Origin of the sequence: Marinobacterium rhizophilum DSM 18822, assembly GCF_000378045.1 — a bacterium.
In the GTDB taxonomy this organism is placed as follows: Bacteria; Pseudomonadota; Gammaproteobacteria; order Pseudomonadales; family Balneatricaceae; genus Marinobacterium_A; species Marinobacterium_A rhizophilum.
Window position 1 is genome coordinate 282246 of sequence record NZ_KB899090.1, and the last position, 20381, is coordinate 302626.

16 protein-coding genes are annotated in these 20381 nt (G+C 55.7%); 4 read left to right on the forward strand and 12 right to left on the reverse strand.

All coding sequences use genetic code 11. The features are described 5' to 3' along the window. Positions 1–5 precede the first annotated feature (5 nt). Positions 6–1175 (reverse strand): 4-phosphoerythronate dehydrogenase PdxB, encoded by a 1170-nt coding sequence (gene pdxB / locus F451_RS0103185; protein ID WP_020679906.1) that lies wholly within the window; start codon positions 1173–1175, stop codon positions 6–8. A gap of 165 nt (positions 1176–1340) precedes the next feature. On the opposite strand from pdxB, the gene F451_RS0103190 reads away from it, so the two are divergent. Together F451_RS0103190 and speD are read left to right on the forward strand one after the other, a co-directional pair. Next, entirely contained in the window at positions 1341–1589 is a 249-nt protein-coding gene (locus F451_RS0103190; protein WP_020679907.1) for a hypothetical protein, read from the forward strand. Positions 1590–2063: 474 nt separating this feature from the next. Continuing rightward, on the forward strand, positions 2064–2888 hold the full coding sequence (gene speD, locus F451_RS0103195) for an adenosylmethionine decarboxylase (protein WP_020679908.1): 825 nt from the start codon (positions 2064–2066) through the stop codon (positions 2886–2888). A 74-nt stretch (positions 2889–2962) separates the two neighbouring features. Here speD and F451_RS0103200 read toward each other — a convergent pair whose 3' ends face one another. Both F451_RS0103200 and F451_RS0103205 read right to left on the reverse strand, forming a co-directional pair. Further along, positions 2963–3340, reverse strand: coding sequence for a diacylglycerol kinase (locus F451_RS0103200; RefSeq protein ID WP_020679909.1), 378 nt, complete (start codon positions 3338–3340; stop codon positions 2963–2965). Beyond that, positions 3340–5136, reverse strand: a complete 1797-nt coding sequence (locus F451_RS0103205) for a phosphoethanolamine transferase (RefSeq protein WP_020679910.1) — start codon at positions 5134–5136, stop codon at positions 3340–3342. The genes F451_RS0103200 and F451_RS0103205 overlap by 1 nt, the downstream gene beginning before the upstream one ends. A gap of 321 nt (positions 5137–5457) precedes the next feature. Between F451_RS0103205 and dusA the strand changes: the two genes are divergently transcribed. Both dusA and tal read left to right on the forward strand, forming a co-directional pair. Next, positions 5458–6396 carry a tRNA dihydrouridine(20/20a) synthase DusA gene (dusA, locus tag F451_RS0103210; protein ID WP_020679911.1) on the forward strand — a complete coding sequence of 313 codons (939 nt, stop codon included), beginning with the start codon at positions 5458–5460 and terminating at the stop codon, positions 6394–6396. Between the two features lie 23 nt (positions 6397–6419). Continuing rightward, positions 6420–7373: a transaldolase gene (tal, locus tag F451_RS0103215; RefSeq protein WP_020679912.1), complete on the forward strand. Its 954-nt coding sequence runs from the start codon at positions 6420–6422 to the stop codon at positions 7371–7373. A gap of 411 nt (positions 7374–7784) precedes the next feature. Here the strand turns inward: tal and F451_RS0103220 are convergent, their stop codons facing one another. The 9 genes from F451_RS0103220 to ppnN form a co-directional block, all read right to left on the reverse strand. Beyond that, positions 7785–8270, reverse strand: coding sequence for an STAS domain-containing protein (locus F451_RS0103220; RefSeq protein ID WP_020679913.1), 486 nt, complete (start codon positions 8268–8270; stop codon positions 7785–7787). Further along, on the reverse strand, positions 8263–9411 hold the full coding sequence (locus F451_RS0103225; RefSeq protein ID WP_169434426.1) for a PP2C family protein-serine/threonine phosphatase: 1149 nt from the start codon (positions 9409–9411) through the stop codon (positions 8263–8265). Before F451_RS0103225 ends, F451_RS0103220 begins: the two co-directional genes overlap by 8 nt. 106 nt (positions 9412–9517) lie before the next feature. Next, positions 9518–10222, reverse strand: coding sequence for an MlaA family lipoprotein (locus tag F451_RS0103230; protein WP_020679915.1), 705 nt, complete (start codon positions 10220–10222; stop codon positions 9518–9520). A gap of 190 nt (positions 10223–10412) precedes the next feature. Further along, the gene (locus F451_RS0103235) at positions 10413–11402 is read right to left on the reverse strand and encodes a porin (protein WP_020679916.1); all 990 of its coding nucleotides are present in this window, start codon (positions 11400–11402) and stop codon (positions 10413–10415) included. Positions 11403–11979: 577 nt separating this feature from the next. After that, positions 11980–15897 (reverse strand): ATP-dependent RNA helicase HrpA, encoded by a 3918-nt coding sequence (hrpA, locus tag F451_RS0103240; RefSeq protein ID WP_020679917.1) that lies wholly within the window; start codon positions 15895–15897, stop codon positions 11980–11982. A 115-nt stretch (positions 15898–16012) separates the two neighbouring features. Beyond that, positions 16013–16873 carry a class II glutamine amidotransferase gene (locus F451_RS0103245; RefSeq protein WP_020679918.1) on the reverse strand — a complete coding sequence of 287 codons (861 nt, stop codon included), beginning with the start codon at positions 16871–16873 and terminating at the stop codon, positions 16013–16015. A 95-nt stretch (positions 16874–16968) separates the two neighbouring features. Then, positions 16969–17355 carry a bactofilin family protein gene (locus F451_RS0103250; protein ID WP_020679919.1) on the reverse strand — a complete coding sequence of 129 codons (387 nt, stop codon included), beginning with the start codon at positions 17353–17355 and terminating at the stop codon, positions 16969–16971. Next, a complete protein-coding gene (locus tag F451_RS0103255; RefSeq protein ID WP_020679920.1) occupies positions 17352–18311 on the reverse strand; it encodes a M23 family metallopeptidase in 960 nt (319 codons plus the stop codon). The genes F451_RS0103250 and F451_RS0103255 overlap by 4 nt, the downstream gene beginning before the upstream one ends. A gap of 240 nt (positions 18312–18551) precedes the next feature. Beyond that, a complete protein-coding gene (gene ppnN, locus F451_RS0103260; protein ID WP_020679921.1) occupies positions 18552–19940 on the reverse strand; it encodes a nucleotide 5'-monophosphate nucleosidase PpnN in 1389 nt (462 codons plus the stop codon). Positions 19941–20381 lie beyond the last annotated feature (441 nt).

Here is a 20381-nt window from a genome sequence, read left to right on the forward strand (position 1 = left end):
ACAGCTTACGACAATTCGACCCTGAAGCCGAGTGCCGTGAGTTCCTCTGCCAGGGCGGGCTCAAGACGGCCTGCCACAGTCAGGGTGTCAAACTCACGTCGTACCGGATATTCCTTGCGCAGGCGGTCAAACGCGATGCCGCGCTCGACCTTCTCCAGCCCCAGGGTCGCCCGTAGCGCCCGGTCATCCCGATAGGGGTCATACAAGAGGCGCATCAGCTCAAGCGGAACCAGCCCTTCACCCGCCTCCACCCGGGTCACCGACGGCGCAGGCAGATATTCCCGCAACGGCGCCGGCTCGGACAAATGCAGGTGTTGGCATAGCGCCTGATAGAGCATGTAGGTGCCACGAATCTTGCCATCCAGGCTATAGCCTGCAATGTGGGGCGAGCCAATACGTACATAAGGCGCCAGGGCGGGATCGATACAGGGTTCAGCTTCCCAGACATCCAGCACCAGAGTGAGATCCGGGCGCTGCCGCGCCACGCTTAACAATGCGGCACCATCGATGGCCCCCCCGCGACCGGCATTCAGCAAAATAGCCCCCGGGCGCAGCCGGCCCAGCTGCTCAGCCGCCAGCAAGTGCTGTGTGGGGTATGGGCCCGCGAACACCAGCGGTGTATGCAGACAGAGGATATCGGCTTCGTCCAGCACCGTATCCAGACTCACAAATGCTTCCGCTGTTGCCGCCGCTTTATCCCTTTGTTCAGCAGCCCGCGGCGGATCGTTCAGCAACAGCCGGATACCAAGGCCCTGCAGTCGACGCTGCAGGCGGGATCCGACATTGCCGACCCCTATGATTCCGACGGTTTTGTCCCGCAGCACAAAACCCTGCTCGGCCGCGAGGCTGTAAAGCACCGTCAATACATATTCCACCACAGCGTCGGCATTGCAGCCCGGAGCACTGCAAAACTCAATCCCCTGCTCACGCAGATAATCCTGATCGACATGGTCCATGCCGATGGTGGCGGTACCGACAAAACGAACCGGCGTGTCTTTCAGCAGCGTCTGATCCACCTGGGTGATAGAGCGCACCAGCAACACGTCGGCCTCGGCCAGGTCAGCAGCTTTCATGCTGCGCCCAGGCAGGGTCCTGATAGTGCCAAGCGACCCCAACAGGGCCTGCAATGCGGGTATGTTTTCATCGGCAACTATATGCAGGGGACGGGGCTTCAATCTGTACTCCGGATCTTTACAAATGCTGTGGTTTCGGGCTCAATGCGCCGTTACGCCTGATGCGCCTTGCATCGGGGTCTGGCGCGGCGGGCCTGGGTTCGTCGCATAAACGGGTATGCATTCACTGCAACATTCTCCCCCCGATTGAGTTACGGTAAAAGCCCCTTGATAGTACGCTGGCAAAAAGAGCAGGAATACTTCATCGTCCGCCTGTATCAGGACCTTGTCGGTGACTGGATTCTGAGCCAGAGCTGGGGAGATCGAGCCGCCAACGAAGCGACGGTGACGTATACCGTACTGCACTCCTACAAGGACGCCAGGCGACTGCTCAGCAGCATTGCGCGCCAGCAGCGCAAACGGGGCTATCGCCATACCGGCCGCAGTGAAGAACAGCTGGGATTCGATTTCAGCTAACACCTGAGGCCCCCGCGGCCTCCCGCTGCAGCCCCTTCAGTACGACCGCCTACCCTTGTCGACACGCACAATTCCGATACGCTCAATTCCAGCAAAAAAAAAGCCGGCTCCATGACAGAACCGGCTTTCACGATATGCGTGATAAGAGCCTTGAACATAAAGCAAATGGCAGAACCGGCCCCGCCAAAGGCGACTTCTGCCGGACCAACAGCGCATCAGAACAACCCTTGATGCCTGTCAGGTCTTACTGACAAACAAACGATAATCTTAGTGATAATGATTTGCAACAACTAAAAATAGACAAATTAAGCGCCCACAAACAGGCCGTTTTGTATACAGCACAACTTTTGTCGCCGGATGGACTTTTTCTGATCGCCCAGTTGCACTACAATCACGACACATTACCGGGGCAAGCCCCTTAGCTATTCGTCCATCGCGCCCGAGAGGCGCGTTATTTTTTTGGAGGCCTGATCGTTGACACCCAGTGGCAAGATCAAACTGCAGGGCTTTAACAACCTCACCAAAAGCCTGAGCTTCTGTATCTACGATGTCTGCTACACCCGGACGCCGGAACAGAAGGCGGAGTACATCGAATACATTGATGAGCAATATAATGCTGATCGTCTGACCGAGATCCTGACCGAGGTATGCGACATCATTGGCGCCAACGTCCTGAATGTTGCACGCCAGGACTACGACCCCCAGGGCGCGAGCGTCACAATCCTGGTGTCCGAAGAGCCGCTGAAAGATTCGCTCAAGGTCGACACGTCAGAAAAGCCGGGCCCCTTGCAGCCGGACTCTGTCGTCGCCCACCTCGACAAGAGTCATATCTGCGTACACACCTACCCGGAGAGCCACCCGGACAATGGGATCTGTACCTTTCGAGCCGATATTGAAGTGTCCACCTGCGGTGTCATTTCACCGCTGAAAGCGCTGAACTACCTGATTCACAAGCTTGAGTCAGATATCGTGACGATCGACTATCGCGTTCGCGGCTTCACCCGCGACGTTCACGGCATCAAGCACTATATCGACCATGACATTCATTCGATCCAGAATTTCATGAGCGATGACATCCGCGACCTGTACCAGATGGTGGATGTAAACGTTTATCAGGAAAACATCTTCCATACCAAGATGATGCTGAACAATTTCGACCTCAATCAATACCTGTTTGGCACCACCACACAGGGCATGAGCGAAGAAGAAATCAACACCATTACCGACAATCTGTTTCGTGAGATGCGTGAAATCTTCTACGCGCGCAATTTGCCGGAATTGCCGTTCAGCCAAAGCTGACAAGCCCGGCAGGAGCAGACACAGCTCTGTTCCTGCCGCCTTCCCCGCTCAGCAGCAAATGACAACATCGGGCATCAGCCTGCGATGAAATTGTCCCACAGCACACCACTCCAGATAGACGCCACGATCAGCAGCGTAAAAAACACACCCGCCGACCCCAGATCCTTGGCGCGTCCGGCCAGCTCATGCATCTCAAGCCCGGCCCGATCCACCACGGCCTCTATCGCACTGTTAAACATTTCAGCCATCAGCACCAGCAGACAGCTGGCGACCAGCAGCCCCAGCTGAAGTCCCGTCTGGGCGACCCAGAACGATGCCGGTACAAGTACCAGCACCGCATAGACCTCGTAGCGAAATGCCGGTTCATGAGCATAGGCCGCTCGAATGCCCTTCATCGAATAGCAGGTTGCATAGTAGAAGCGCGCCAGCCCAGTTACCTTCTCGTCGGGCATCATCCCTCTCCAGAAAAATTAAGTCGCGGCTCGAACAAGCCTCTGTACTTCGTTTCCAGCTCATCGTAGCGAATCAGTGTTTCACCATCACTTAATTTCACGCTTTTGCGCTTGAAATCAATGTCGTAAATTGACTGATCAGGAAAGACCAGCGCGGCACGCGGGTCATTGTGCAATGTAATCATGTAGGCCGTTACAATACGCATGCGCTGCGGATCAATAGGATGCAGCAAACTGACACCACCGAGTTCAGTGACCGGCTTCACCCCCATCAGCTCCAGCGCGCTGGGCACAATATCAGCGGCACTGACCGGCGCATCCAGCGCGGCTTTCACGGCATCCAGCTGCCCCAGGGGAGGGAACACCAACAGGGGATTACGGATTACCTCGGGAATAAAGTCAGCATGAAACCGGCTACCCTTGTCATCGACATGCTCACCATGGTCACTGGCATAGAATACCCAGGTATTGGGATCCAGCCGCCGCGCCTCCTCGACCAGCCTCGACAAATAAAGATCCATGTAGCGCACGGTATTGTCATACGCATTCACACTGTTGGGACCGTTCTCCGGCAGGTAGATCTTGTAGACGTGCGGCACCTGGGCACTGAATGGCGTATGACTGCCACTCATCTGGGCAACCAGCATAAAGGGCTCAGCCTGCGCAGAGGCCTGTTTCATGTAGGGTAAAATACCCCGCTGCAGCACCTGCAAGTCATCGGCACCAACCGAAACCGATACGTCCGAACTAAAATTCACGCCCTGCTCGTAGTGATCCAGGTCTGCGTCCACAAACAGCTGATCCAGGTTGCGCCACTGAAAATCCTGGGCGGTAATCAATGCCGTCTGATAACCGCCGCTCTTGGCGTAGTTAAACAGCGTGGGTACGGTATAGATTACGCCCCTGGGATCCACCCCCTGCAAGCCGGTCAGCATGTAGGGTACGGATGTCAGCGTACGGGGGGAAATCCCCACGGCATTCTGCATGGCCAGCACTTCGCCACGCGCGAGCATGGCGCTGAGATGCGGTGTCGTGTCACGTTCATAGCCATACAGGCCCAGATGATCACGGTTAAGCGACTCACCGACAACCACAACTATATTCGGTACGCCGGGCTTGGCTGCATGGCGCCTGAGTTGCGGCTTTACGGGTTTGTCCAGCGTCTGAGCATGAACTTCCAGCATACTGACGAGACTGCCGAAATATGCCACAGGCGCCAGCTGGAAGCTGGAGGTACCGTACCAGTTCAACGCAATAAGCAAGAACAGCGGCAATGCCAAACACCCGCTGAGCCAGCGCCGCAGCAATGAAGGACGGGCTTCAATCGACATGACCACTGCCAGAATCAGCAGACCAAAGACCGTACCCCAGAACGAATGCCATAGCGAAACACTCTGCACACCCAACTGCAGCGACAACAAGGGATCCGCGACAAAAAAACGAAAATCAAAAGCTGTAACGAATTTGTTATAGACATTGAAGTAGGATATCTGGGCAACGTAGGCAATCCCCAACAGCAATAGCACACTGAAACCAAGACAGGGCCTGCGCACCATCAGACCTAGCATGCAATACAGCAGCAACCAGGCAATCAGGGCACTGAGGGCAAAATTAACGATGAAGCGCTTGCCAAACAGATGCTCCACCAGCCAGCCACTGTTACGCACCACAAACAGATCAAGCGCGATTAACAGTACCCAGGCTAGCAGCAGCGTCGTGCGGGGAATGCGCGAACAGTGTCGACACAGTGCACGCCAGGGCGACACAGGGTAATGTGAGAAATACGAGGCAAGCATGATCGATTTGAACCTGACCACTTTATGTTAGGCCGGACACCCTGACCGGTGCCTGTAAAACACCCCAATGGATACCGCAGACAATTGAATAAAAGCAGCCACCAATGATAGCGATTATCGCCTCAGCCCGCACCCACCCCGGCGACGAACGATGCATGTCGCTCGAACTTGCCCTATTGGTATATAATCTCGTCCGCGTTACCCTATCACCGACTCCATAGACTCCAGTTGTACAGCATGCCCAGCAGCCTTCAGCAAAGCCCCCAGCCAGCCGCAGTTAATCACAGCGCGGAACCCAATCGACGCTTCTCGGTTGCGCCGATGATGGACTGGACAGATCGCCATTGCCGTTATTTTCACCGTCTGCTGAGCCGCAATGCCCTGCTGTACACCGAAATGGTGACCACCGGGGCCCTGATTCACGGCGATGCAGAGCGTTTTTTACGCTACCAGAGCGCAGAGCACCCCATCGCCCTGCAACTCGGCGGTAGCGATCCGGATGCGCTGGCGCAATGCAGTCGCATGGCGCAAGACCATGGCTACGATGAAGTAAACCTCAATGTTGGCTGCCCCAGCGACCGGGTTCAGAACAACATGATCGGCGCCTGCCTGATGGCTCACCCCCAACTAGTGGCTGAGTGCCTGGAGCGCATGCAAAGCGCGGTCTCGATACCCGTTACCGTCAAGCATCGCCTGGGTATCGATGACATGGACAGCTATGAAGAGCTGCACCAGTTTGTCGACACGGTACGCCGCTCTGGCTGCAGAACGTTCATTCTCCATGCTCGCAAGGCGATCCTGAAAGGCCTGAGCCCGAAGGAAAATCGCGATATTCCGCCCCTTAAGTACGATTGGGTTTATCGAATCAAGCAGGCCTTTCCCGAACTTGAGATCATCATTAATGGCGGCATCAAGTCACTTGAAGAATGTGAAACACACCTGGAGCATGTTGACGGCGTTATGGTCGGGCGCGAAGCCTACCAAAATCCCTATAGCCTGCTGGCTGAAGTGGACAGCCGACTCTACGGTGACGCCATCGGCGCCATCAGTCGCACCGATGCGTTGCAGCGCATGATCGCATATACCGAGCAAGAACTCGGCGACAGGGTCAGCCTGGGGCACATTTCACGCCACATTCTGGGCCTTTTCCACGCCCAGCGCGGCGGCAAACAGTTCCGACGCTATCTGAGCGAGAATGCTCACAAGCCAGGTGCTGACGCCGACGTGCTAAGAGAAGCAATGGAACGGATACCGGTCTAATAATTTCTACAGGGACACATAGCATGCAAAACCAGCTGGAACAGTTAAAAGCCATTACCAGTGTTGTGGCAGATACCGGTGATATAGAGGCCATACGCCAGTTCAGGCCCGTCGATGCCACAACCAATCCATCGCTGCTGCTCAAGGCCGGGCAAAATCCCGCTTATCGCCCCCTGCTGGAACAGGCCCGGACCTGGGCACAGGACCTGGGTGGTGACAATCAGCACCAGCTCGGCAACATGACCGATAAGCTGGCCGTACTTATAGGACTGGAAATTCTTAAGCTGGTACCGGGACGAGTCTCAACCGAAGTCGATGCGCGCCTGTCGTTTGACACTGACGCCACAGTCGCCCGGGCCAAAAAGCTCATGGACATGTACCAGCAGGCGGGGATCGACAGAGACCGCATTTTGATTAAGATCGCGTCCACCTGGGAAGGCATTCGCGCCGCCGAAATTCTGGAACGCGAAGGTATCAACTGCAACCTGACCCTGCTTTTCGGTTTCGCCCAGGCCCAGGCATGCGCAGATGCAGGCGCCTTCCTGATCTCGCCTTTCGTCGGCCGCATCCTCGACTGGCATCGCACCCGGCAACCCGACACCGATTTCGCCGGCGAACTCGATCCCGGCGTGATTTCGGTAACACGCATCTACAACCACTACAAGAAGCATGACTATGGCACCGTTGTCATGGGCGCAAGCTTTCGCAACATTGGCGAGATTCAGGCCCTGGCCGGATGCGACCGCCTGACCATAAGCCCGGCACTGATGCAGGAGCTGGAAGCCACCCAGGCCCCGCTGGCACAACGCCTCAGCCCACTGACTGCCGACAGCCAGGACCCACGCACAGCACTGCTGGAACGCAACTTCCGCTGGAACATGAACGATGATGCCATGGCGACCGAGAAACTGGCGGAAGGTATTCGTAACTTCGCCGCCGACCAGGTGAAACTGGAACAGCTACTGCTAGCACTGTAAAAGGCACCGCAGAGCCGTCAGGGGTGCAGCCACTGGAAACACAGCCGCAGGCAACCGATAAGCCAGGCGAATAGAATATTCGCCGCATGGAAAAACAGGTAGAGTAAAGCACCAGGTCCGCAATCGGCCTTCGGGCCTGTTGCGCACAATGAAGTCACCCCTGCTGCAAGCATAAAAAGCTTCGAGCACAAAAAAGGGCTCTCTGGCATCTTGCCATTGAGAGCCCCATGCCCAGCATCCTTGCCGGTCACCTCTCAAATCCGTGAGAAGTGAGTAGCTGAGTTCGCATCCTATCGTTAGGCCACATCCCTGTGATCTCAACCAGCAAGATCTATTCTAGAGAGTTCGATTACAAAACCAATAGGACAAAGGCCTAAAATCGACCAACCTCCTACCGGCTGACGACCCGACTCAGGGATGGCACTCCAGGGTATGAACCAGATCCACGAATGCATCCCGATTCGCCTCATTCAAGCTCATGAGAACCTTGTGAGCCTCGATGATGCGATCTCGTACCGCTTCGTCGGACTCTTGCACAAACGGCAGTCGCTTGAGATCAACCAGGCTGGTTGGCATTGTTTCCAATAACAGAAATATACGCTCGAACCCCATGGTAAAGAGAATGCGCGTTATGTCTTCATTGGTCGACACGAGGGTTGGCGCCTCCAGGGACAAGCGGCTCGCACCCACTGCGAGCTTTGCTATCAATCCCAGGGAAGTGCTGTCAATGGTATCGGTTTCAGTCAAATCAACCAAAATATGTCTGACGTTCCCGGCCGCCAACACCTGCTCAAGATGACGATCGAGTGTCGTACAGAGCGTGAGTCGCACTTCGCCCACGAATTTCAACACATAGCTATCGCCCTCTCGGGCAAAAAATATCGAGCCTTCACGCATCAGGGACGTCCCGGTACAAGGTCAAAATCGCAATATCATCCGGACAGCTGGCAGTACCCAGCACAGACTCCAGCAAATCATCAGGCATCACCACACCTGCCGCTACCAGCTCGCGCAAGCGCTCTTCACGCCGCTCCAGCGAACCCTCTTTAACCATGACCTCCAACACACCGTCCGAAAATAGCGTGAGTGTAAACGCCTCTTTCAAGTGTAGCTCGTGCTCATCAAAGAACGGCTCATCGAACAATCCCACCGGCATGCCCCGCCCGGACAAAAAGCGCGTATCGCCCCCCTGACTCAGAATCGGCATGGGGTGATGACCGCCCACGGCATATCGGAGGGTTGAATTGCGCGCATCCAATATTCCGGCAAAAATCGTAAAATGCTTCCCAAGCCCCGTGTCGAGCAGTTCACGGTTTAGCGTATAGAGTGTGGAAGCCGGCGACAACTCAGACAATGGCGTATCGCGCCGATGCGCACGCAACACGCGATTCGTCATATTTTTTAGCAGTACCGTTACCAGCGCCGAAGACGCACCGTGCCCGGAGACATCGGCCAGATAAAACAGCGTAAGGTGGTCATCCAGCGGCGCCACATCGACAAAGTCACCGCTCAGCACCAAAGATGGCGTCAGGTCATAGGCAAAGCTAACACCGCCAATTGTCTGCCGCTTTGCCGGTAACAGGTTCTGCTGTACCTGCTGCGCAGCCATCTGATCCGAACGCAGCTCATCCAGACTACGCTCCAGGCTCTCACGATAACGATGAGCGGCTTCAAGCTGCGCTGCCCGACTTAAAAGCCGCGAAAGCGTCGCCACGAAAGCCTGCGCCTCGTAACTTAAACAGCGGTAGCTATATATATCACTGGCACCGGCACGAAGCCCACTGAGCAGGTGAGCAGCATCCAGCTCCGGCACCAATGCCAGCACAGGCTTGGGATGAAAACGAATACAGAGATCACTCAGCGAGAATTCCAACGGCAACCGCTGCACATTAATCACCGCCAGCGAAAACTCATAGTGATCGAGCAGACTTTCAAGCGTTGAAGCGTCTGCTGCTTTCAGAATCTGCAGACGAAAAGGTTCGACCTGCTCGCTTAGCTCAAATATTTGATCAATAAGCTGGGTGTCAGACTCTACCAAAAGAATCCGATGGCAGGGGTGACTCATAGAGCAGCCTGCGGTAGAAAAAGCCACATATTCATGAGCCGCACACTACGCCCATTACCCTTAAGTTGCAACGCAAAGATCAGAAGTCCTCAGCATCAAAAGGCGCGTTAATCTGGCCATCATTAACCTGATATTCTCTGCGCTGCAGATAGGCATCACGAATGAACAAGTAGCGATCGCCACTGATCAAACCCTCCGACTTCAGCAGCTCGGCACGGGTATCGATCAGACGCAGGGCATATAGACTGTTGCGCGTCGGAACATACTCCACGTCACCGACCGGATCAATGTAGCTGTCCGGAACCAGTGCCACGCCATCACGTACGGAACTTGGCCCAAACAGCGGCAGAACCAGGTAGTTACCGCTGGGAACACCCCAGTACCCCAGCGTCTGCCCGAAGTCTTCATGGTGCTTTTCGAGCCCCAGCGGTGTTGCCAGATCCAGCACACCCGCAAGACCAAAGGTACTGTTCAGAGTAATACGGGCCACATCACTGGCCGCATCATGTAACTTGAACTGCAGCGCATTGTTCGCCAGCGTGCGCACATCACCCAGGTTGCCGAAAAAATTGGTCACACCCCGCTCAATCAAGTCCGGGGTAACGTACTGATAGCCCCGGGCAGCCGGCTTGAGGGCATAGCGATCCAGCACATCGTTAAACTCGAACACGGCCCGGTTAAAGCCCTCCCACGGATCCGCAGATGCACCCTCGCCTTGCTCGGCTGCAATCAAGGGCGTACAGACCAGTGCCGCACTTAGCATCGCAACCCTGCTGTAGTTCATCGTCAATGCTTCCTTCACCAAACTCGACACCTTCCAATCATCTTGACCTTTATAGCACTTCACACCCACGCAGACCAGATTCCGCACGGTCACTGAGCAGAATACACACCCACACCAATCCAACACCCAAACGCAAAAAAGGGCCCCCATGCGGGGGCCCTTCTATAACCACAAATCGTTTTAAAGACGATTAGAAGGCTACAGCGTAGCTCAGAGTAACAGTATCTGTGTCTTCGAAACGGTCGCCGTCGTAGTCCTGAGTGTTCCACTCAGCCTTTACAGTGGCTTTCTTGCCCAGCGCATAAGCAGCCTGCACGGTGTAACCTGCGTAGTCGTTGTCGCCCGTATTGGACAGGCCATCAGAACCTTCATGGCTGTTATCCACCCAAGTCTCGGCATAACCGGCTTTCAGCGTGGTGTTTCCGATGGTGTAGAGTGCAGCAAGTACCGCAGTCTCGTCTTCTACATCACCCACTTCCTGATTCTCGTAGGTCGCGGCCAAGGTAAAGTCGCCGATGGCGTAGGCAGCACCTACACCCCAAAGCTCAGCATCGTCGGCACCATCCAGGTAGTTGCTATCAACTTCGGTATAGGCAGCAGACAGGTCCAGACCCATCAGGCCGTAGTTGAAACCCAACTGCCAGGCGTCGACATCTTCTTCGTTGTCATCCTGCTGGCCATCGAGAATCAGGCCGGCATAAGCTTCGAAGCCAGCCATTTTCGGCGTAACGTAGTATACGGCGTTGCCGAAACGGTCATTAGCCAGGTAGCCCGCAGACTGGCTCATGAAGACGTCAGCTTTCTTGACAGCGTTACCCAGATTGTTCTGACGGCCGATCTGTACGATACCGAAATCGCCCACCAGACCAACATTGGCCTTACGCATCTGCACGCCGCTGCTATTGCTATTGTTAATCGTGTTTGCAAGAGCTGAGTCGTCGTTGCCATTGGCATCGATACGGAATTCGATCTGGTAAGTGGCTTTCACGCCATCCAGGTTTTCCAGGTCGGAAGAGCCCTTAACACCCATCTCAGCCTTGTCGACGAACAGGTCGGCATCATGGTCTTCAATAAACTTCAGGCGGGTTTCAACGCCACCGTACAGCGTCGCATCAGCCTGAGCGACGATCGGAGCAGTCATGGCACCAGCGATAGCCAGAGCGATCAGTGACTTTTTCATCAACATTCCCCTTCAATGATTCAACTTGCTAGTTGCATACTCTAGTTTTTCTTAGTGCACCGAAGTGCTTCTAGGAAAGTACTATAAAACCTAAATATTTCAAACCAGTGAAAGAACTTTTTTCCTTTCTGACTGGCTACTTTTTATAGCTACACACAAACTGCAACTAAAGGTTAAGCGTTCCTGTACATTTCTTCAGCTTTGCCAGACTCTTTTCCCGTTATCCATAACCGGTACCGACAGCCTACTTACAACCACAATACAATAGCCAAATCGCAAGCATTACAGCATACCCGACTGCAGCGCGCAAGCCCGCCAACTGCGCTCCACCCGCGATTAGCAAACAAGCGAAGAATCGCGCTATTAATATAGACTCACAGGCTTAAGCTGCACTTAACTCAATATAGATCGCACCCACGAGCCATACAGACCGACCGCTATAAGCGACGGAAACACTGAGCTGTAAAGCTGGCTGCTTCTCGATTGATGACAGTTTAACTTACGCTCAACTCTTGCCAGAGCCCGCCCGCATAACATGCACAATAAAGGCACCTATACCAATCTTGAATTTTCTGCATCACTTCTGTAACTGGCGCCAGTGCTGCTGCAGCCTTTTGTCCGACACTGCGACCTGAGTACCCAATGTCTGAGCAAACAGGGAGACGCGGTATTCCTCCAACATCCAGCGAAACTCGTCAAGCGCCGGATCAAACAGGCCCTGCGCCTGATTTTTATCACGCAGGTTTTTATAGCGCTGCCAATACTGCTGCAACTGTTCAGATAATAACCGTTCGCGATTAAGGTCCCGCTGATATTTTTCCAGCCGCTTTAGAATAGCCTGCAGATAGCGCGGAAAATGCTGCAGCTGCGTCCAGCGGGTAGTCAGCAAATATTCAGCATTAATCAGTTCTGACAACTGGCTTTTTATATCATTAAGTACCGTTACAGCCTGCAGGGGTATGTTTCCACCGAGCTGTTTGCGTACCTGGTGATAATCCCGGTGACAGTCGCGTACAAACTCACCAAGCTGCACCACCTTTTCCCACAACCCGGCGCGCGCCTGCTCCAAGCGAGCTTTGTAGTCCTCTTCAGAGCGCGGCAGAGACTCATCCAGCCGCATTAACTGCATCAAGGCCTGCATCAGGATTGCATCCGTCAGCCGCGCCTTGTCGAACAAAGCGCCTCCATACAGCAACGCTTCGTTCAAATGCGGCATCTCACGTCGCGCATAGCGTACTGCAGCTGCAAGCTCCAACATGGCCAGACGTGCCACACCCAGGCGCGATTCGGCCAGCGCCTGATCGAGCGATGCACAAATGTGCAATTCGACACTACTGCCACAATCGCGCAATGCGGGATAAGCTGCCAGCCGAATCCCCCCGGCCTGGCGCAGCTCCACGGACTCCGGCAGATCGCCGAAATCCCAGCTCGCCAGGCCAGTTCGCCCCCAGCTATCCCCCGACCCCTCGCGCAACGCGGCCTCGGCCTGCTTGCCAAACTGGCTCGACAGCGCCTCCAGGTCACGCCCGACCCCCAGCTGCTTACCTTGTGCATCCAGCAGGCGGATATTCATGCAGTGGTGCTTGTCCAGCTCCACCGCCCGCAATTCGGCGGGATCCACCCGCACACCGGTTTTGCGACGCAGAAACAGGCTCAGCGCTTCGTAAAGGTCGCCGTCCGCAAAGACCACCTGCTCCGTGAAGGCACGCACATGATCCGGAATGGGCACGAAGTGCTTGCGCAGCTGTTTGGGCAACCCTTTCAGGATGGCGATACATTTGTCTTCCAGCATGCCCGGCACCAGCCAGTCGGGACGACGCGGCGTAACGCTGTGCAGCAGTGCCAGGGGCAGGTCAAGCGTAACGCCATCGTTCTCAGCGCCGGGCTCGAACTGGTAGTTCAGCGGCAGGTCGACACCCTCAAGCCTCATGCGCGGCGGGTAGTCCCGTGCTGTGACATGCGCGGCCGAGCGCTGCAGCACATCCGCCTCGGTAAAAAACAGTATTTTGGGGTTCTGCTTCTCTGCCGCCTTGCGCCAATGCTCGAATCCGGCACCGTTGACAATATCCGCGCCACCATGCTCCGCCAGGCGTCCGGCGTAAAACTCGTACAGACTGTCCTCATCCACCAGCAGGTCACGGCGACGACTTTTGGCCTCCAGCGCCTCAACCCCCTCCAGCAACTGGCGATTATGGCTAAAGTACGGCGCCCGGGTCTGGTACTCGCCTTCCACCAACGCACTGCGAATGAAAATTTCGTGGCAAACCTGTGGGTCGATACTGCCGTAATGGACCTTGCGTCGCGGCACGATGATCAGTCCAAACAGTGTCACCTGCTCACTTGCGACCACCTGGGCCCGCTTCTTCTCCCAGTGCGGCTCAAGGTAACTGCGTTTTACCAGGTGGCCAGCCAGCGGCTCGACCCATTCAGGCTTTATCGCTGCATTCATGCGGGCGAACAACCGCGAGGTCTCGACCATTTCAGCGGACATGACCCACTTGGGCGCCTTCTTGAATACCGTCGACGCCGGAAACAGATGAAAGCGACGATTGCGCGCGCCCAGGTATTCTCGATTCTCCTGGCGCATGCCGATCTGACTCAGCAAGCCTGCCAACAGAGACTTGTGGAACGGCTCGTACTCCGACGGCGTTGAGTTCTCTCGCAATCCAAGCTGCCGACTGATGAGGTGTAGCTGACGATGCACGTCGCGCCATTCGCGCATGCGCATGAAAGACAGGAAGTGCTTCTGACAGTATTTTCGCAGCTGATTCTGACTCAGTTCCTGACGCTGCTCTTCGTACAGGTTCCAAAGATTAAGCAGGGTGACAAAATCCGACTCGTCATCTGCGTACTCCCGGTGCATCTGGTCAGCCGCCTGCTGCTTGTCCAGCGGGCGCTCACGCGGATCCTGGCAGCTCAGCGCACTGGCAACCACCAGCACCTCACGCAAGGCACTCTGCTTTGCACCCTCCAGCACCATACGACCGATACGTGGATCCACCGGCAACTGCGCCAACTGGCGCCCAAGGGCGGTCATGCCGCGGGCCTCATTGACGGCGCCGAGCTCTTCGAGCAACTTGAAACCGTCATTGATGAAGCGGCTGTCCGGCGGATCAATAAAGGGAAAGTCGGCAATATCACCGAGTCGCAGGCTAAGCATCTGCAAAATAACCGCCGCCAGGTTGGTACGCCGAATCTCAGCATCGGTAAAACGCGGCCGCGCCTCGAAGTCCTCTTCGGAATAAAGCCGAATGCAGACACCTTCCGAGATACGGCCACAACGCCCCATTCGCTGATTTGCACTGGCCTGGGACACCGCTTCAATCGGCAGACGCTGCACCTTGGCACGATAGCTGTAGCGCGAAATACGTGCCTGCCCAGGATCGATCACATAACCAATACCCGGCACCGTAACCGAGGTTTCCGCTACGTTGGTCGCCAGCACGATACGCCGACCCGCACCTCGTTCGGCCTGAAACACGCGATTCTGCTCCGCCACACTCAGGCGCGCATAGAGCGGCATGACTTCGGTATCACGCAGTTGCGCCCGGCGCAGCACCTCGGCGGTTTCGCGGATCTCTCGCTCGCCGCTGAGAAAAATCAGAATATCCCGCGCACTGTTACTGCGCCGACTGCGGCCAAGATCAGTGATTTCTTCCACTGCCTCCAATATGGCCTGCTGCTGATCCACATCGGGCTGATCCTCCCCGCGGTCATTGAGCGGACGATACAGCACTTCCACCGGATAGGTGCGCCCCGAGACTTCGATAATCGGTGCATCATCGAAATGACGGGAAAAGCGTTCGAGGTCGATCGTCGCCGAGGTGATGATGACCTTCAGGTCCGGGCGCTGCGGCAGAATTCGTTTCAGGTAGCCGAGCAGGAAATCGATATTGAGACTGCGCTCGTGCGCTTCGTCGATAATGATGACGTCATAGCGCTCCAGCAATCGGTCGTGCTGCGTTTCCGCCAGCAGGATACCGTCGGTCATCAGCTTGATCAGGGTATGATCGGAGACCTGTTCGGTGAAGCGCACCTGATACCCCACCTGGTCACTCAGGCGGCAGTTCAGCTCGTCGGCAATACGCGTCGCAACCGTACGCGCGGCAAGGCGTCGCGGCTGCGTATGGCCGATCAGCCCACGTACACCCAAACCCAGTTCCAGGCAGATCTTGGGCAACTGCGTGGTTTTACCAGAGCCGGTTTCACCAGCGATGACCACAACCTGGTTCTCGATGATCGCCTTGCCAATTTCCTCCCGCCGCGCGGACACCGGCAGGTCGGGGTAGTTGATGGTTCCGACCCGTTCGGCGCGCCCCTTTACCTCGGCGACTGACCGTTCAAGCGCCGGTGCCAGTTGCGCGGCCAGGCGGTCCGCCGGCAGCCCCCTGCCAAGGCGCTGCTCCAGCTGCTGAAACTTTCTGAGAAGGCCAAGGCGATCCTTGCACTGGCAGCCCGCGAGCTGCTGACGGAGGTGTTCAATATCGATAGTCACGAATGGGCTGCAGTCGTTCAGTCTGAAATGAGGGTGGATATTATAAAGGAGACACTCGGCGGATACACGGGTACGGCGCAGCCCGAGCCTGCTGCGCCAAAACGGTGCCTCCCGGCTAACCCTGCCCCAGCGTGTCCGGCTTTGCGCCAGACGGTGCACCCCGCGGAGCATCTGCCCGCGTCTCGGCCATTGCGGGAGCCACACGCTGCGCCACCACCAGACCATCTTTAAATACGCAGAGCTCCCCGGTGTGCAGTGGCTGCCAGCGTTCATTATTAGTCAGAGGATCTGTGGCAATCACGGTAACAACGTCCAGCGGCGTCGTCTCATGGCAAAAATCAACCGTCAGTTCGCAATCCTTGAGCCTCGCCTCACCGAACGGTGCCCGGCGCGTTATCCAGGATAGCTTGGTCGTGCAGTAACAGAACAGATAATGGGATTCGGTCAGCAGCATATTGAACACGCCAAAGCCACGCAGACGGTCGCAAAGCGCGGCGATAAAATCGCTTAATTGCGAAATGTCCTCTGGCTGTTCGGGAAAGCGATTGCGAATCTGCCCCAGTAGCCAACAAAATGCATACTCACTGTCGGTGGTGCCGATGGGACGATAGAACTCCAGTGGCAGTTCATACAGCCGCGCATCCAGTTGTCCATTATGGGCATAGGACCAGCTGCGCCCCCAGAGCTCACGGGAAAACGGATGGGTGTTTTCCAGGCAGATCTGACCCACGTTGGCCTGGCGGATATGACTGATCACTATATGACTCTTGATCGGATGACTGCGCACCAGACGCGCGATCGCCGATTCAACACTTGGCGCCGGGTCATGGAAAAAACGCACACCCCGCCCCTCATAAAAGGCAATGCCCCAGCCATCGCGATGCGGGCCTGTTGCTCCACCGCGCTGCATCAGCCCGGAAAAGCTGAAACAGATATCGGTGGGTACATTGGCACTCATGCCCAAGAGTTCACACATCCGTAAAACCCCGTCTGCTCGATCATTAACTTGGCGGACAAACTGGCTTCCTAGCCTGCACTCGCGCACTCGTCCCGCGGCACTGCGCAGCCGTCTTATTTGCCACCGTACTTGCCACGCCCCGACCCGAGCACGATGCGATCCGGCAGACTGTCTATCGCCTCGACACCAAATTCAAACGCTTTTTCCGGTGCCTCCTGCAAGGCCAGCACCTGCTGTATCTGCTCGCGGCGCTCGCCCTGAAAACACCCCCTGGGGTCCACCGACATCTTGCGACTGAGCACCCTGGCCCGCACCTGGCCGCCAGCCTCCACAAATAACACATCGCAGATTACCTCGCCTTCAAGACAACCGCTGACATGTACATGCCTGGCCTTTACAAGCCCCGTGACCTGGCCATGCTTGCCTATCGATATATCGTCGTTGGCGTCGATCTTGCCTTCAATCACACCATCGACATGCACCTTGCCGTGCACTGTCATGTCTCCGGTGAATCGGTTTCCTTCAGCGATGATGGTAACTGCACCGCGGCCTGATTTAACGGATACATTTCTTTTAAAGATGCCCATTTCACGCTCGTTACGTCTGTAAAGATGGTGTCAAAATTCGCAATATTCCACTTCAGAAAAGGTGCCGGATCAATCGCCGTATACAAGCGCCTTATTTCATAGTGCAAATGCGGCCCGGTCGACCGACCACTGTTACCACTGTGTGCAATCAGCTGGCCCTTGGCCACCAGATCACCTGCTTTGACATTCAGTTTATCCAGATGCGCGAAGTAAGTCTTGAAACCAAAGCTGTGCTGCATAATGACCAGCTTGCCGAAGCCGCTCTGACGGCCACTGAACTCTACGACGCCATCCGCCGTTGCATACACATCGGTGCCCCGATCGACGGCGAAATCGACACCATTATGCATGCTTTTCTTGCGCGTCACGGGGTGGGTGCGCATGCCAAAGCGATCTGACATGCGGGCTCCCTGTATCGGCACGCCGTTGGGAATATTGTGCAACAGAAATAGCCGCTGCGTTGCGGTCGCTTTCAGTACTTCCGCCTTTTCAGGAGTATAGGAATCACTGGCCGGCAGACCCAGCATCGATTCCAGTCCGCCGAGGCTTTCATCCAGCGAGGCATTCAGCTCACCAATGCGATAATTTTCCTGCTGCAGCACCTCAAGCGTACTGCTCAACTGATTCAGCTCGGACACATACAGCTGCTGGGTTCCGAGTACGGTTTCGTACTGATCGGCCAGTAACTGATGATCCTCTTCCAGAATGGCCAGATCATCGCTGGTCTTGACCAGCAATGCATTGGACACGAAAAAACTGAGTACCGCCATCAGCATAAACGCCGGTACCAGTACCCGGGCAACCTGGTTCAGTGTGTACTGTCGCGAACCCTTTACCGTCGTGAGGGTAACGATTAGTTTATTTTTCAAAGCACGTCCCAGACGAACCGACAAGGAGATGAAAGACAACAGCCGTCAGACTAAAGTTCAGCCAGTGCGGCCAGATGGATAATACCGGACTTGAACAGCGTCCATCCGGAACACAACTGCCTCTACTCGCGCCCAGGGTCACCCGAGGTCGACACAGTCGGTGTGTCACTATAACGCAGGACGAGCACAGCGCGACAACCTCGGCGGATTACCGCGCTGCGTTTTCACGCAAGGCGGGCCTCAAGCCACGCTGCTGGCCACGCCTGTCAGGCGATAGCAGGGCGTATATTCCTGATAGTCCAGCTTCATGCGCCGTTGCTGTACAAAGGAGCCAAGCAGCTGGTCCAGCGGATCCATCAATTCAGACTCGCCGCAGAGCTCGAAAGGCCCGAACTCCTCGATCGCCCGCACGCCGGGTTCCTTGACATTGCCCGCCACGATACCCGAAAGCGCGCGCCGCAAGTTAGACGCCAGATCGCAGGGCGACTGATCTTGAAACAGCTTTAACGTCGCCATGTTTTCATGGGTAGGCTCAAACGGCTGCTGGAAAATCAGCGGTATGCTGAGCTGCCAGTTGAAGTGGAAGGACTCACTGGTCGCCTTGCGATAGGCCGTTACCGCTCTGAGACCCGCCTGCATCCTCAGCGCAACTTCTATCGGATCACCGACAATAATTTCATAGCGCTTGGCGGCGGCTTCACCCAGCGTCAAGCGTATAAAACGGTCGATGGTCTCGAAATAGGCTTCGCTGCCTTCAGGCCCCGTAAAGATCAGCGGGAACGGCAGGTCATTGTTTTTCTCGTGCAGCAGTACGCCAAGAATATAGAGAATTTCCTCAGCGGTGCCGGCGCCACCCGGAAAGACCACGATGCCATGCCCAAGACGCACAAAGGCTTCGAGCCGCTTTTCGATATCCGGCATGGTCAGCAGTTCATTGACGATGGGGTTCGGCGACTCTGCAGCAATAATGCCCGGCTCCGAAATACCTACATATCGTGCATCGTGGATACGCTGCTTGGCATGGGCGATGGCGGCCCCCTTCATGGGCCCCTTCATTGCCCCCGGACCACAGCCGGTACAGATATTGAGACGCCGCAGGCCGAGCTCGTACCCCACCTTTTTGGTGTATTCGTACTCCTCATGGCCAATCGAGTGCCCACCCCAGCACACCACCAGATTGGGTTTCACATGCGGGCGGAAGGCATCAGCGTGACGCAATATCTGAAAGACCGTGTGGGTGGTAGTGCCCCCCTCATCAAGGCCATGGCAATAATCATCCAGCTCATCGCCGATATAAAGCAGATCACGCAGTACCGAAAACAGATGCTCGCGAATACCCTGGATGATTTCTCCATCGACAAATGCACTGGCCGGTGCGTTAATCAAATCCAGCTGCAGACCACGGTGTTTCTGGCTGATCCTGATATCAAACTTCTTGTAGCGTTCCAGCACCATCTTGGTGCTATCCAGTTCACTGCCACAGTTTAATACCGCCAGGCAGCACTGCCTGAACAGTCGATACAAACCACCTTGGCTTGCGTCCTGCAGCCTGGCAACTTCAACGGGGGAAAGTGACGCCAATCTATCGCTGGGCGTCACACTGGCGGTCACGAAGTCTTCGGTGATCATAAATATCACCTCCCTTGAGCATCGAATTCCTGAAATACCAAGTTCAGCTGCGCAACACACGCAACCGACTTAACCAGTAAAGCCCTGCACCAGCACCGTCTAATCGGTGCCAGCTCCGACACAGACTGTTGTGAGACAAGAGCACCGCGTCAGAGGTTCACCCTATTCAATATAGGGAATTTCTACGAATCCCACCATAACCCTTTTAAAAACAATGCCATCCAGACTATTTTTTGACCAGTTAAGATATTTATCGCACCGGCTCAGCATTTTTATATGCCCACCAAATCGCACTGCTGATACCGAAAACCGCCGCCAGTACGCGCCATTCCTGAGATACACCCGCCAGGCAAACGGCAGGTGCCGACATCCATCCCCACTCGCGTGAATTTCCTTCCTCTCTTGGGCTATTGACGGTCATCTAGGTACTGTTATTGTGTA

What these genes read in the sequence shown, in the direction of transcription:
- F451_RS0103200 (WP_020679909.1), bottom strand. Translation starts at nt 3,340, where the DNA reads ATGCCCGACGAGAAGGTAACTGGGCTGGCGCGCTTCTACTATGCAACC.
- F451_RS0103205 (WP_020679910.1), bottom strand. Translation starts at nt 5,136, where the DNA reads ATGCTTGCCTCGTATTTCTCACATTACCCTGTGTCGCCCTGGCGTGCA.
- dusA (WP_020679911.1), top strand. Translation starts at nt 5,458, where the DNA reads ATGATGGACTGGACAGATCGCCATTGCCGTTATTTTCACCGTCTGCTG.
- tal (WP_020679912.1), top strand. Translation starts at nt 6,420, where the DNA reads ATGCAAAACCAGCTGGAACAGTTAAAAGCCATTACCAGTGTTGTGGCA.
- F451_RS0103220 (WP_020679913.1), bottom strand. Translation starts at nt 8,270, where the DNA reads ATGCGTGAAGGCTCGATATTTTTTGCCCGAGAGGGCGATAGCTATGTG.
- F451_RS0103230 (WP_020679915.1), bottom strand. Translation starts at nt 10,222, where the DNA reads ATGAACTACAGCAGGGTTGCGATGCTAAGTGCGGCACTGGTCTGTACG.
- F451_RS0103235 (WP_020679916.1), bottom strand. Translation starts at nt 11,402, where the DNA reads ATGAAAAAGTCACTGATCGCTCTGGCTATCGCTGGTGCCATGACTGCT.
- F451_RS0103245 (WP_020679918.1), bottom strand. Translation starts at nt 16,873, where the DNA reads ATGTGTGAACTCTTGGGCATGAGTGCCAATGTACCCACCGATATCTGT.
- F451_RS0103250 (WP_020679919.1), bottom strand. Translation starts at nt 17,355, where the DNA reads ATGACAGTGCACGGCAAGGTGCATGTCGATGGTGTGATTGAAGGCAAG.
- ppnN (WP_020679921.1), bottom strand. Translation starts at nt 19,940, where the DNA reads ATGATCACCGAAGACTTCGTGACCGCCAGTGTGACGCCCAGCGATAGA.